Genomic DNA, 13,571 nt, shown 5'->3' on the forward strand with positions numbered 1-13,571 from the left:
GCGATGGTGGCTAGCAGGTTGGGCCTACTTATGAATCAGCGGCCACGCTGGCAGCTTCACAGCAGCAAACTAAACAGATTTCCCCAGATAAGAACATGAACTTTCACTACGTAACTGCATCATCTACCCTACCCATTAGATCACATGGCTTCGGTGTCCTTAGCCACCTCGTCTCCAGGCTAAGTCTTATATGATGCTTCTGTTCGTCAGCTCATAGTTTTTCTAGTGGCTTCCTCCCCACAAGACCTCACAATGTTGCAGTTGCCATTCGCCAGTAGTTAGCATTTAATGGAACCCATTAAATGGTGATCTTCCTGCAGGGGACTTTCACCCCATTAGTTCACGTCCATGCTGGGCGTACCAAGCAAAGGCAGCCGACGTCAAAACCTCAGCTTCATTCTGGTTTTGACGCAGGTGCTTTTAGCATTAGGAACCATTGGGAAAACGTACAATGAAGTATATTTCACAAAAATACGAAGGATTTGAGTTTGAATTCTCAGCTGTAAACGTCTTTCTTGGCGCAAATGGTGCTGGGAAATCAACATTTCTCAATGAAATTCGGCAACATTTTATAAATCAAGGTCAGAACAATCTCGTGTACGTTGAGGGTGGCCGAACAATAAAGATTAACGACACTCTCCAACTAAGCCGGCAGAACTTCCAGCAGTATGACCGACTCAATCAAGCTAAAACTCAACACGAGAATAAGAGAAAATCATCCTTAGCTGATAGAGTTTTTGATGCGTTAATAGTGCTGGACAAACAAGGGCAAGAAGAAAAAACTAGACACTCAGATGCTGTTGAAGAATGGATTGAATCAGGCTCAATCGGGGACTGCCCAACCAGGAGCCAGCCACCATTAGATAAGATGTTTGAAATGTTCAATGAAATATTCCCGCTTATTGAACTTACATTTAATACTGAGGAAAGAAGATTAATTGCCAACAAAAATGGAGTTGAATATAGCCCGTCTCAATTTTCTGATGGCGAAAAACAAGTATTTTCAATTCTGGCTGATTTTATTGGGCTTAATGAAGATCATGAAATAATTATTGTCGATGAGCCTGAGTTGAATTTGCACCCTGAATTAGCGGAAAGAATTTGGACTCTGATAGAGAATGAATATCCTGAAAAAATATTCATTTACGCATCTCATAGTATCAATTTTGCACTAAGAGAGAATGTTAATGCTGTATATGTTTTAAGTGATGATGCCGATAAAATTACGCGCGTTGATAGTTTTGAAGATCTAGAAAGAGTAGAGCTTTCAGCTTTCTTAGGGGGGCTGCCTGGAATTCTTTCGACTAATAAAGTTATAGTTACGGAAGGCCACGATAAATCATACGATTCAATTTTCTATAGGTGGTTAACCGAAGATAACTCAATTGAAATTTATCCTGGTGGAGGGTGTACAGACGTAATCGACATTGTCGGAAAGTCAGGGCTGTGGTCAAAAATTTCAACAAAAATATCGCTTGTAGGCATAATAGACTCAGATTATCGTTCACCAGAATATTTGTCTAACCTTGAAAACCAAGGGATCATACCATTGCCTTTTCATGAGGCTGAGTCATTCCTTTGCATACCAGAGGTTATAGTTGCTATTGGCAATAGAATAGGTTCTCAAAAGAAAGAGTTGACTTCATCAGAAGTAGAAGATCATATTTTTTCTAATTTAGAATCCTCGAAACTTAGCATAGCTGCTAAGAGGGTATTTTCTAAATCAAAAATAACTCTAGGTGTCAGCTTAACTAAAAAAGTCCTCGCAAAATCAGAAAGTACAGGCCAGTTAATAGAGGAGTTAAAGGGGGCGGCCGAAGAAGAAGTTAAAAAAGCTATCGCAATATGCGATGTAGAAACATTGCAAAGCATGCTTACGGAAGAGATAACAAGAATTGACTCTACTATTAATGATAGAGATATCACTGCTGCGCTATTGTTGCTCCCAGGTAAAGAGCTCTTAAATAAGCTCGCACCAAAAGCAGGATGTCGAAATGGAGATGACCTTATGCGCTCATTAAAAAGAAATTTCAAGCCAAGTGAATTTGAAATTTTAAACCAATTACAGCAATCATTACTTGGTGCAATAGGCTCCTAAATCGGGTAGCCGGTAGTATCTAGCTACCGGACCCCATACCAACCTTCGTGCGAGTCCGCAATGGGCGACACCCTATCCGTAATGAATATCTACCCAGCGATAGTGTCATGGCAGTGGACTCTGGTTATTTGCCTACCCATTTGCGGTCTTTTTTGATAGGAGTTTTGAATTAATGATCTCAGAACTTAGATTGAGCATTCTACTTCGAGGAGAGAAATTTTCTCCAAAGGAAGCAGAGAATGTCACAGGGCTTAGACTTCAAGCCAAATTAGAGGTGAGATATCTCCGAGGGGGCGCTATCGAGGTAAGCCTGTGCCCTATGGTACTGCTCAGCTAGAAGTTCCCGCCGAAATACCATATGAAGATAGGTTGATGTGGATAATTCGAGCCCTCGAAGTAAACCTTAAACAGCTATATGAATGTGGTGCTGAAGAGACAAGAATTTATGCAGGTTACTTCTATAAAGATCAATGCAATTTTGGCTTTAGCAGAGAAGAGTTGTCGGCAATAGCAAAACTTGATATAGATTTTGCAATATCGTGTTACGACATATCAGATGAGGAATAAATATACTAAACTGGGTAGCTGGTAGCTTCTAGTTACCGGCCCCCATACTACCCATCGTACGGGTCGCGGTTCCCTATCCGTAATGAATTTCTACCCAATGATAGTGTCGAGCAGCTCTTCACTAGAGCTGAATGCCATGGTAGTGCGCTACTTCAACTTTATCCGATTAGAAATATATCGGTAGGCTAGCTCTGTCTTTTAACTCATGGAGTTTGGATTCAGAACTTCACCATGTCCAAGGTATTAATCTTGGCATTTGGTTACTATGCCGCCGGCTGACTTCTGTTGAATCACCTCAGCCATTACTGACCGAAGCGCTGCTGTGCTCCACCACTTTTGTCTATCCCCACGATGGTAGCTAGCGGGTTAGGCCTACTTATGAGTCAGCGGCCACGCTAACAGCTTCACAGCAGCAAGCTAAACAGATCTCCCCAGATAGGAGCGTGAACTTTCACTACACAACTGCATCATTGACTCTACCCGTTAGATCACCCGGCTTCGGTGCCCCCGGCCTCCTCGCCTCCTCGCCTCCTCGCCTCCTCGCCTCCAGGCTAAGCCTCATAGGATGTTTCTGTTCACCAGCTCGTAGTCTTACTAGCGGCTTCCTCCCCACAAGACCTCACGGTGTTGCATTTGCCATTCGCTAGTAGTTAGCATTTAATGGAAACCATTAAATGGTGATCCTCCTACTTGGGACATTCACCCCATTAGTCCATGCCCATATTGGGCGTACCAAGTCAATTAATTACGCGCCTTCGGCATCCAATAGCTTACACTCCGCTCCGCTATGTTCCAGCTGCGGGTTATTGAGGCGTTACAACTCAAAAAGGAATCGTGCATGAAATTTATTGTCTCGGCCTTATCACTTGTTATGTCATTGGCAGTTACTGCAAATCCGGTACCTGACTTCCCGTTCGTTATTGTCACGGAGAAACTTGAGCGAGAAGTAAAGCCCGATGTGGTAAAAGTACGCTTTAGTATATTGACTTATGAACAATCCTCTAATAGAGCTATGGAGCAATTAACAAAATTTTCAGCGCTGATGTTGGAGGCTCTTAAAAAGCATGGGGTACCCACTTCAAGTTTAGAGTCAACCCAAATTGATAAAAGCACAAAGCGAGCTAGAAAAGACGGAGCTTATAATTTGGAAGTTTTGGGTTATGAGGTACAGCAAGGATTCAATTTGAGATTAACGAACCTCGATAAATACCCCAGCCTTATGAATGAACTGATCCGGCTAGATGGTGTTCAAAATATAGATGCATTCTTTGAGACGTCTAAAGAAGAAGAGTACAAAGAGAAAATGATAACTGAGCTTAGTGCAAAAGCTCGGAAAAAAGCTAATGCTCTTGCCCAAGCCCAATCTAGAAAGGTGAAAAGTGTATACGGTATAACTACAGAGGAAAACTTTGGTCAGGCGTACGCTATATTTTCCTTAGAGTACAACCCCCAAGAATATGCACTGGCTATGGCCCCAAATTCTTACGGTATGGACTTAGTTATGGCGGTACCGGAATATATTAAAGTGGGCCAAAGAATTACCGCAATATATGAACTTAACTAGCTTAAGTGATAAAAACTGTAAATCAGGTAGCCGGTAGTTTCTGGCTACCTGCCCCCACACCACCCAGCGTGCGGGTCCGCAATGGGTGGCTCCCTTTCCGCGATGAATCTCTCCCTAGCAATGGTGTCGAACAGCTCTTCATTTGAGTTGTGCGTCATGGCAGTGCGCTACCTCAACTTATCCGACTGGAAACATATCGGTAGGCTAGCCCTGTCTTTTAACTCGTGGATTTTGGGTTCAGGCCTTCACCCTGTCCAAGGTATTAATCTTGGCATTTGGCTACTATGCCGTCGGCTGACTTCTGTTTAATCACCTTGACCATTACTGACCGAGGCGCCGCCGTGTTCCACCACTTTTTCTCTATCCACGCGATGGTGGCTAGCGGGTTGGGCCTACTTATGTGTCAGCAGCCACGCTGACAGCTTCACAGCAGCAAGCTAAACAGATCTCCTCAGATAAGAACGTGAACTATCACTGCACAGCTGCATCATTGACTCTACCCGTTAGATCACCAGGCTTCAGTGCCCCTAGCCACCTCGCCTCCAGGCTAAGACATGTATGATGTTTCTGTCCGTCAGCTCATAGTTTTGCTAGCGGCCTCCTCCCCACAAGACCTCACGGTGTTGTAGTTGCCATTCGCTAGTAGTTAGCATTTAATGGAGCCATTAAATGGTGATCCTCTTACAGAAGGACTTTCACCCCATTAGTCCACGCCCATGCTGGGCGTATCAAGCGTAGGCAATCGACCTCAGGCAACTGCCACCTTTTGTGCGGTGGAGCTACACAAAAGATGGCATTTACCTCCGGTGGCTACTGCCGGCATTATGGGGCCTTACTATCAAGAGTAAATTTATAGAATGATAGATTCAAAAAAATATGTATCTATAGCCATTCAGGAATTAAGGCAGCCTACATTTGAGATTACGAAGCAATACCTTCAAGTTATGGAGGTTGAGCTTGAAAACGAAGTTCCTCGTGTAGCGAGGATTGATTTAGACCATATCAATGACTCTATTGCCGTTTATTTTTTTATAAAGGAAGAGCAATTTTTTATCGTAGTAAACCTTTCTAAAGGGGATACTCCACAAGTGGAGTGGGTATGGATTGAGTCTGGTCACCGGGTATATTTAACAGCTACATCGGAAGCATTGGGATACGATGAGTTGTCGAGCTACCTTCCATATAATTCCCTAACTGGCTGGTCTAAAGGTGATATTGATAAAAGTGGAAAGAGAGTATACAAATTTTCGAGAGTTTCTTACGAGCCGATCGTAAATGAAGCATATGGTCTTGAGGAGAAGCTGCTTAATTTACTTATAGATTTAGAAAGGTCATCAGGAGCGATTCGCAAGTTAGTTGAAAATTCAAAAGCCTATATTTCTATCTGTAGGCATCAATATATAAGCGCAAATGCGGGTATTCACCTGGATCTAGAAATATTACATCGACTCAGCTCGCTCAACTTGGAACTAGATGTTGATACTTATATAACTGGAAATGAAATCGAGTAGGAGATGTCCCATAAATTCGGTAGCCGGTAGCTTCTAGCTACCGGCCCCCACACCACCCATCGTACGGGTCCGCAATGGGCGGCTCCCTATCCGTAATAAATCCCTACCCAGCAATAGTGTCGAGCAGTTCTTCATTTGAACTGAGTGTCATGGCAGTATGATCCTACCCATCAAAAACGGACACACCACTAAGCGACTAGTTGTTCCTCAAACGCCTCAGGGCTGAGATAGCCATTGGCGCTGTGTAGGCGATTTCGATTGTAGTCTATCTCTATATACTCAAATACGGTTTCTCTCATGAGGCGCCTTGTGGGAAAGCGGTTACCATGGATTGCTTCTACTTTAAGTGAGTGGAAGAATGTTTCTGCACAAGCGTTATCGTAGCAATTACCTTTGGCGCTCATGCTGCACCGCAAATCATACGCTGTAATTAAAGATTGATAATCTTTAGAGCAATACTGGCTTCCCCTGTCAGTATGCACGATAACATTCGTAGGTTTCTTACGTCGCCATAACGCCATTTGAAGGGCGTCACAGACCAATGTGGCCGTCATCGTTTCCGACATCGCCCAGCCAATAACCAGCCGACTATATAGGTCTATCACTACAGCTAGATATAACCAACCTTCTTCTGTTCGCAGGTAGGTAATATCCCCGGCCCATTGATCCTACCCATCAACAACGGACACACTACTAAGCGACTAGTTGTTCCTCAAACGCCTCAGGGCTGAGATAGCCATTGGCGCTGTGTAGGCGATTTCGATTGTAGTCTATCTCTATATACTCAAATACGGTTTCTCTCATGAGGCGCCTTGTAGGAAAGCGGTTACCATGGATTGCTTCTACTTTAAGTGAGTGGAAGAATGTTTCTGCACAAGCGTTATCATAGCAATTACCTTTGGCGCTCATGCTGCACCGCAGATCATACGCTGTAATTAAAGATTGATAATCTTTAGAGCAATACTGGCTTCCCCTGTCTGTATGCACGATAACATTCGTAGGTTTCTTACGTCGCCATAAAGCCATTTGAAGGGCGTCACAGACCAATGTAGCCGTCATCGTTTCTGACATCGCCCAACCAATAACCAGCCGACTATATAGGTCTATCACTACAGCCAGATATAACCAACCTTCTTCCGTTCGTAGGTAGGTAATATCCCCAGCCCATTTCTGATTCGGCGCTTCAGCATTAAAGTTCTGCTCGAGCAAATTTGGAGCTACTGGCAGACCATGTTTTGAGTAGGTTGTGGCTTTATATCTCCTGCCTGCTTTAGCCCGTAGGCCCTGTCGATGCATGCTGGCAGCAATTGTTTTCTGGTTATATTTACTCCCCTCACTGGCCAACTCCTTCGTCAGACGAGGGGCGCCGCTACGTTCTTTGCTGGCTATAAAGCGCTGCTGTACCAAGCTATCGAGCTGCATTCGGTACTGCTGGTACTTGGATTGGTCAGCCGATCTTGACACCCAGTTATAAAAGCCACTGCGAGATACGCCCAATACCTTGGCCATCGCTTTGATGCTGAATTCATGCCTGTGCTTTTGCATGAAGGCGTACCTCATTTCAGGCTCTTTGCAAAGTACGCTGCGGCCTTTTTTAAGATCGCCAGCTCCTCTGCCTGCTCAGCCAGCTGCCGCTTAAGTCGAGCATTTTCTGTCGCCAGCTCTCTCTCGGCATCCCCTCGGCTCTGATGTAACTGAGCCTTACTTCGCCATCCGTAAATCTGGGAAGGATGCAACCCAAGCTGTTTAGCGGCAACGCTTACCCCGACCTTGAGCGCCAGTGCCAGAGCATCTTTTCTATACTCATCTGAGTATTGTTTACGAGTGGTTTTGGTTGGTTTACTTGATCTTGTCATAGGGCACCTCTGCTGCGTAGTTTATCGCTTAAGAGAGTGTCCGTCGTTGGTGGGTAGGATCACATTTCTGATTCGGCGCTTCAGCAGTGAAGTTCTGCTCAAGCAGGTTTGGTGCTACTGGCAGACCATGTTTTGAGTAGGTTGTGGCTTTATATCTCCTGGCTGCTTTAGCCCGTAGGCCCTGTCGACGCATGCTGGCAGCAATTGTTTTTTGATTATATTTACTCCCCTCACCAGCCAACTCCTTCGTTAGGCGAGGGGCGCCACTACGTTCTTTACTGACTATAAAACGCTGCTGTACCAAGCTATCAAGCTCTATTCGGTACTGCTGGTGCTTGGATTGGTTGGCCAATCTTGACACCCAGTCGTAAAACCCACTGCGAGATACGCCCAACACCTTGGCCATCACTTTGATGCTGAACTCATGCCGGTGCTTTTGCATAAAGGCGTACCTCATTTCAGGCTCTTTGCAAAGTACGCTGCGGCCTTTTTTAAGATCGCCAGCTCCTCTGCCTGCTCAGCCAGCTGCCGCTTAAGTCGAGCATTCTCTGTGGCCAGCTCTCTCTCGGAATCTCCTCGGCTCTGATGTAGCTTAGCCTTACTGCGCCATCCGTAAATCTGGGAAGGATGCAACCCAAGCTGTTTAGCGGCAACGCTTACTCCGACCTTGAGTGCCAGGGCTAGGGCATCTTTTCTATACTCCTCTGGGTATTGTTTACGAGTGGTTTTGGTTGGTTTATTTGGTCTTGTCATAGAGCACCTCTGCTGCGTAGTTTATCGCTTAACAGAGTGTCCGTCGTTGGTGGGTAGGATCAGTACGCTACCTCAACTTTATCCGACTGGAAACATATCAGCAGGCTAGCCCTGTCTTTTAACTCATGGATTTAGGTTCAGGCCTTCACCCTGTCCAAGGTATTAATCTTGGCATTTGGCTACTATGCCGTCGGCTGACTTCTGCTTAATCACCTTGGCCATTACTGACCGAGACGCTGCTGTGTTCCACAACTTTTTTCTACCCCCGCGAGGTAGCAAGCGGATTAGGCCTACTTATGAATCAGCGGTCACCATGACAGCTTCACAGCAGCAAGTTAAACAGGCCTCCCTGATAAGAGGTGAACTTTCACTATACAACTGCATCATTGACTCTACCCGCTAGATCACCCGTCTTCGGTGTCCCTCGCCACCTCGCCTCCAAGCTAAGCCTTATAAGAGGCTTCTACTCGTCAGCTCATAGTTTTGCTAGCGGCCTCCTCCCCACAAGACCTCACGGTGTTGCAGTTGCCATTCGCTAGTAGTTAGCATTTAATGGAATCCATTAAATGGTGATCTTCCTACATGGGACTTTCACCCCAATTAGTCCACACCCTTATTGGGCGTACCAAAGCCAGCCAAAATTGAGCGCTTTGGACACTAGACTCGCAACAAGTTGCTCGCTTTTGCTTGCGGCGTTAGGCATAAAGAAACTATGGAAATATATAAAGCTCCCGAATCCAATGTTGAAATCGGAAAAATTCAATCAACGCCAAGTGTTTTTTGGAAGATATTCTTTTGGATTCACATTGCCTTAATCCTATTAATACCGTTCGTATTTATCGAAAGTTCTGAGATTCACTACCTTGACTATATTGATATTGGTATATTTTTGCCTATTGTCATCTTTAGTCTTTTTTGCTATGCATATTCAAAGAGACCTGTTAGTACTACAGTTTTCTCAGTTTTCTTTTATTTATCTCTTCCATGGGCATTATTTTATGAGCTAATTGCACCTTACGTATTGGGTATCCCGTCCTACGGAGAGGAGGCAGTGATTGATTTTTGGCTTGTGATCATTCCAATTTTCCTTCTGCCAACGTTGTTTGCTCAATACTCTCTTACAAAATCACCAAATGCCTAAATCCGGTAGCCGGTAACTTCTAGATACCGGCCCCCACACCACCCATCGAACAAGCCCACAATAGGTAGTTCTCTTTCCATAATGAATCGCTACCCAACGATAGTATCAAGTAGCTCTTCATTGGAGTTGAGTGACATGGCAGAGGGCCACCTCAACTTTATCCGACTGGAAATATATCAGTAGGCTGCCCAGTCTTTTAACTCATAAATTTAGGTTCAGGCCTTCACCATATCCAAGGTATAAATCTTGGTATTAGGCTGCTATTCCGTCGGCTAACTTCTGTTGAATCACCGTGGTCATTACTGACCGAGGCGTTGCAATGTCCCACCACTTTCGTCTATCCCCGCAATGATGGCTAGCGGGTTGGGCCTTATGGGTCACCGGCCACGCTGACAGCTTCACAGCAGCAAGCTAAACAGATCTCTCCAGATAAAAACGTGAACTTTCACTACACAACTGCATCATTGACTCTACCCGTTAGATCAACCAGCTTCAGTGTCCTTGCCCACCTCACCTCCAGGCTAAGCCTTATAGGATGCTCTGTTCGTCAGCTCATAGTTTTGCTAGCGGCTTCCTCCCCACAAGACCTCATGGCGTTGCAGTTGCCATTCGCTAGTAGTTAGCATTTAATGGCGCCCATTAAACGGTGATCTTCCTACGCCGGACTTTCACCCCATTAGTCCACGCCCATGCTGGGCGTACCAAGACCATCGGAAATCAGCCACTTTGTGGCCTGGACTCGCAACAAGTTGCTCGCCTTTTATGGCAGCGTTAAATGCCAAAGGATGAATGTGAGTAAGAATCAAAAAAATCCATATACTGAAAACGATAACCGGCTCGCAGATGTAATAGCCGCAATCCAAGTTATGGGAACTTATAAATTCTACAAATTAGATTTTTCTGGCTGGGCCGATCGTATTGAGGGCAAGGAAGATCTAGGGAATTATTGGAAAGCTATCTTTGAACAGCACCCCGAGTTCTTTCGACTTGATAGCAAACAGGAAAGAGCATCCTTGGTATGGCGCAGAAACTATCAAAAATTATACGATGTAGACGAAGAGACAAAGATATCCAGGGAAGCCTACAAGGGTCTAACAGATGACCAAAAGAAAAGAATTTCCAGAACTCCATTAACCAACTCAGATATCTCTACTCTTATAAATACTGCGATTAATCTTCATGGCGGCGAGCTGGACCACAAGAAAGATTCAAGGTGGTGGATAAGTGGTGCAATTGGTTTAGCAGGCGTTATTCTCGGTGCAGCAATTAAAGCCTATGCTGCATAAGCATTTAAATAAGGTAGCCAGTAGTTTCTAGCTACCGGCCCCCACACCACCCATCATGCAGGTCCATAATGGGTGGCTCCCTATCCGAAATCAATCCCTAGCCAACGAAAGTGTCGAGCAGGTTTTAAGTTGGGTGTCACGGCAGTGCGCAACCTCAATTTTAACTCTGGCTGAAATCCTATCGGTAGGCTAGCACTGCCTTTTAACTCATGGAGTTAGATTCAGGCCCCCACCCTGTCCAAAGTATTAACCTTGGCATAAGTCTACTATGCCGTCGGCTAACTTCTGTTTAATCACCTCAGCCATTACTGACCAAGGCGCTGCTATGTCCCAGCACTTTTCAATATCCCCGCGATGATAGCTAGCCGGTTGGGCCTTATGAGTCAGCGACCACGCTGACAGCTTCACAGCAGAAAGCTAAACAGATCTCCCCAGATAAGAACATGAACTTTCACTACACAACTGCATCATTGACTCTACCCATTAGATCACCCGGCTTCGGTGCCCCTGACCACCTCACCGATGAACTAAGCCTTAGGGATAATTCTGTTCATCAGCTCGCATTTTGCTAGCGGCTTCCTCCCCACAGGACCTCACGGTGTTGCAGTTGCCATTCGCTAGTAGTTAGCATTTAATGGAATCCATTAAATGGTGATCTTCCTACAGAGGACTTTCACCTCATTAGTCCACGCCCATATTGGGCGTACCAAGTCAATTAATTACGCGCCTTCAGCATCCGACAGCTTACACTCCGCTCCGCTATGTTCCAGCTGCGGGTTATTGAGGCGTTACAACTCAAAAAGGAATCGTGCATGAAATTTATTGTCTCGGCCTTATCACTTGTTATGTCATTGGCAGTTACTGCAAATCCGGTACCTGACTTCCCGTTCGTTATTGTCACGGAGAAACTTGAGCGGGAAGTAAAGCCCGATGTGGTAAAAGTACGCTTTAGTATATTGACTTATGAACAATCCTCTAATAGAGCTATGGAGCAATTAACAAAATTTTCAGCGCTGATGTTGGAGGCTCTTAAAAAGCATGGGGTACCCACTTCAAGTTTAGAGTCAACCCAAATTGATAAAAACACAAAGCGAGCTAGAAAAGACGGAGCTTATAATTTGGAAGTTTTGGGTTATGAGGTACAGCAAGGATTCAATTTGAGATTAACGAACCTCGATAAATACCCCAGCCTTATGAATGAACTGATCCGGCTAGATGGTGTTCAAAATATAGATGCACTCTTTGAGACGTCTAAAGAAGAAGAGTACAAAGAGAAAATGATAACTGAGCTTAGTGCAAAAGCTCGGAAAAAAGCTAATGCTCTTGCCCAAGCCCAATCTAGAAAGGTGAAAAGTGTATACGGTATAACTACAGAGGAAAACTTTGGTCAGGCGTACGCTATATTTTCCTTAGAGTACAACCCCCAAGAATATGCACTGGCTATGGCCCCAAATTCTTACGGTATGGACTTAGTTATGGCGGTACCGGAATATATTAAAGTGGGCCAAAGAATTACCGCAATATATGAACTTAACTAGCTTAAGTGATAAAAAGTGTAAATCGGGTAGCCGGTAGTTTCTGGCTACCAGCCCCCACACCACCCAGCGTGCGGGTCCGCAATGGGCGGCTCCCTTTCCGCTATTAATCTCTCCCTAGCAATGGTGTCGAACAGCTCTTCATTTGAGTTGTGCGTCATGGCAGTAAGCTACCTCAACTTTATATCCAACTGAAAACATATCGATAGGCTAGCCCTGCCTTATAACCCGTGGATTTAGATTCAGGTCTTCACCTTGCCTATGGTATTAATCTTGGCATTTGGCTACCATGCCGTCGGCTAACTTCTGTTTAATCACCTTGGCCATTACTGACCGAGGCGCTGCTGTGTTCAACCACTTGTTTTCCATCCCTGCGATGGTGGCTAGCTGGTTGAGCCTACTTATAAGTCAGGGGCCATCCTGACAGCTTCACAGCAGCAAGCTAAACAGATCTCCCCAGATAAGACCGTGAACTTTCTCTACACAGCTGCATCAATGACTCTACCCGTTAGGTCACCCGGCTTCGGTGTCCTTGCCCACCTCGCCTCCAGGCTAAGTCTTATAGGATGTTTCTGTTCGCAGCTCATAGTTTTGCTAACGGCCTCCTCCCCACAAGACCTCCCGGTGTTGCAGTTGCCATTCGCTAGTAGTTGGCATTTAATGGAACCCATGAAATGGTGATCTTCCTACAAGGGACTTTCACCCCATTAGTCCACGCCCATGCTGGGTGTACCAAGGCAATTAACTACGCACCTACGGCACCTAACAGCTAAAAGCGTGGATTCGCCACAACGCTGCAGGTTATTGAAGCGTTATACGAGTTAATGGAGAAAAAAATGTCTATGAGCTTATTTGTTATTTTGGCTCTTGAAATGGAACCAAATATTAAAGAAATTAACTCAATAGAACCTGAAATAGATCATGTATTAGAGTTAAGTGAGAAAATCGATATTAATAACCATTCAGGATTTTTGCCTGCTACTTTAGATGGCAAAGCTACGGGGTTCGAGATATATATTTTTTCAGTATCTAAAGCCCCAGAGCCACTTAAAAGTGTTATCCCTAAAGATATACAAAATGGCAATATCTATCAGATTAGCTTTGGGCATAATTCATTAGAGGCTCAAGCTGCGTTTGCAACTGCTATAAGCATGAATATGAGATATAATGGAGTTACCATTGAGGACCAAGCAGGGAGCTTACTTTCTATTGAGCAACTTCAATCCTTAATAGCCTCATTTAATGAATAGAAAAATTCGT

The 13,571-nt window shown here is 44.8% G+C and carries 11 protein-coding genes and 1 pseudogene; 8 read left to right on the forward strand and 4 right to left on the reverse strand.

Features of this window, described 5'->3' with window-relative positions:
- Positions 1 to 451: 451 nt before the first annotated feature.
- The 4 genes from GL2_RS01440 (at position 452) to GL2_RS01455 (ending at position 5,740) form a co-directional block, all read left to right on the forward strand.
- Entirely contained in the window at positions 452 to 2,098 is a 1,647-nt protein-coding gene (locus tag GL2_RS01440) for an AAA family ATPase (protein WP_143728957.1), read from the forward strand.
- Between the two features lie 312 nt (positions 2,099 to 2,410).
- Positions 2,411 to 2,665 (forward strand): hypothetical protein, encoded by a 255-nt coding sequence (locus GL2_RS01445; RefSeq protein WP_143728958.1) that lies wholly within the window; start codon positions 2,411 to 2,413, stop codon positions 2,663 to 2,665.
- An 838-nt stretch (positions 2,666 to 3,503) separates the two neighbouring features.
- Positions 3,504 to 4,229: an SIMPL domain-containing protein gene (locus tag GL2_RS01450; protein WP_172621020.1), complete on the forward strand. Its 726-nt coding sequence runs from the start codon at positions 3,504 to 3,506 to the stop codon at positions 4,227 to 4,229.
- Positions 4,230 to 5,086: 857 nt separating this feature from the next.
- Positions 5,087 to 5,740, forward strand: coding sequence for a DUF4279 domain-containing protein (locus tag GL2_RS01455; RefSeq protein ID WP_143728960.1), 654 nt, complete (start codon positions 5,087 to 5,089; stop codon positions 5,738 to 5,740).
- A 188-nt stretch (positions 5,741 to 5,928) separates the two neighbouring features.
- Here GL2_RS01455 and GL2_RS01460 read toward each other — a convergent pair.
- From GL2_RS01460 to GL2_RS22255, 4 genes and pseudogenes are all read right to left on the reverse strand, one after another.
- A pseudogene (locus GL2_RS01460) lies at positions 5,929 to 6,405 on the reverse strand (IS3 family transposase); the annotation flags it as partial.
- Between the two features lie 28 nt (positions 6,406 to 6,433).
- Positions 6,434 to 7,596, reverse strand: a protein-coding gene (locus tag GL2_RS01465) for an IS3 family transposase (protein WP_143728718.1) whose coding sequence is annotated in 2 segments (ribosomal slippage) — positions 6,434 to 7,338 and positions 7,338 to 7,596 — 1,164 coding nt in all. Because the reading frame shifts where the segments join, the coding sequence is not laid out codon by codon here.
- A 28-nt stretch (positions 7,597 to 7,624) separates the two neighbouring features.
- Positions 7,625 to 8,053: an IS3 family transposase gene (locus tag GL2_RS22250; protein ID WP_143728961.1), complete on the reverse strand. Its 429-nt coding sequence runs from the start codon at positions 8,051 to 8,053 to the stop codon at positions 7,625 to 7,627.
- Positions 8,050 to 8,349, reverse strand: a complete 300-nt coding sequence (locus tag GL2_RS22255; RefSeq protein ID WP_143728962.1) for a transposase — start codon at positions 8,347 to 8,349, stop codon at positions 8,050 to 8,052. The genes GL2_RS22250 and GL2_RS22255 overlap by 4 nt, the downstream gene beginning before the upstream one ends.
- A gap of 712 nt (positions 8,350 to 9,061) precedes the next feature.
- Here GL2_RS22255 and GL2_RS01480 point away from each other — a divergent pair.
- The 4 genes from GL2_RS01480 to GL2_RS01495 all read left to right on the forward strand — a co-directional run bounded on the left by GL2_RS01480 (position 9,062) and on the right by GL2_RS01495 (position 13,561).
- Positions 9,062 to 9,490 (forward strand): hypothetical protein, encoded by a 429-nt coding sequence (locus tag GL2_RS01480; RefSeq protein WP_143728963.1) that lies wholly within the window; start codon positions 9,062 to 9,064, stop codon positions 9,488 to 9,490.
- Between the two features lie 791 nt (positions 9,491 to 10,281).
- Positions 10,282 to 10,776 carry a hypothetical protein gene (locus GL2_RS01485; protein WP_197736502.1) on the forward strand — a complete coding sequence of 165 codons (495 nt, stop codon included), beginning with the start codon at positions 10,282 to 10,284 and terminating at the stop codon, positions 10,774 to 10,776.
- 812 nt (positions 10,777 to 11,588) lie between these two features.
- Entirely contained in the window at positions 11,589 to 12,314 is a 726-nt protein-coding gene (locus GL2_RS01490; protein ID WP_172621021.1) for an SIMPL domain-containing protein, read from the forward strand.
- Positions 12,315 to 13,147: 833 nt separating this feature from the next.
- Positions 13,148 to 13,561 carry a hypothetical protein gene (locus tag GL2_RS01495; RefSeq protein ID WP_143728965.1) on the forward strand — a complete coding sequence of 138 codons (414 nt, stop codon included), beginning with the start codon at positions 13,148 to 13,150 and terminating at the stop codon, positions 13,559 to 13,561.
- Positions 13,562 to 13,571: the final 10 nt, after the last annotated feature.

Source organism: Microbulbifer sp. GL-2 (assembly GCF_007183175.1).
Lineage (GTDB): Bacteria > Pseudomonadota > Gammaproteobacteria > Pseudomonadales > Cellvibrionaceae > Microbulbifer.

Excerpts from the sequence above, each read along its gene's own strand:
- GL2_RS01440 (WP_143728957.1), top strand. The coding sequence starts at position 452 with ATGAAGTATATTTCACAAAAATACGAAGGATTTGAGTTTGAATTCTCA.
- GL2_RS01450 (WP_172621020.1), top strand. The coding sequence starts at position 3,504 with ATGAAATTTATTGTCTCGGCCTTATCACTTGTTATGTCATTGGCAGTT.
- GL2_RS01455 (WP_143728960.1), top strand. The coding sequence starts at position 5,087 with ATGATAGATTCAAAAAAATATGTATCTATAGCCATTCAGGAATTAAGG.
- GL2_RS22250 (WP_143728961.1), bottom strand. The coding sequence starts at position 8,053 with ATGAGGTACGCCTTTATGCAAAAGCACCGGCATGAGTTCAGCATCAAA.
- GL2_RS22255 (WP_143728962.1), bottom strand. The coding sequence starts at position 8,349 with ATGACAAGACCAAATAAACCAACCAAAACCACTCGTAAACAATACCCA.
- GL2_RS01480 (WP_143728963.1), top strand. The coding sequence starts at position 9,062 with ATGGAAATATATAAAGCTCCCGAATCCAATGTTGAAATCGGAAAAATT.
- GL2_RS01490 (WP_172621021.1), top strand. The coding sequence starts at position 11,589 with ATGAAATTTATTGTCTCGGCCTTATCACTTGTTATGTCATTGGCAGTT.
- GL2_RS01495 (WP_143728965.1), top strand. The coding sequence starts at position 13,148 with ATGTCTATGAGCTTATTTGTTATTTTGGCTCTTGAAATGGAACCAAAT.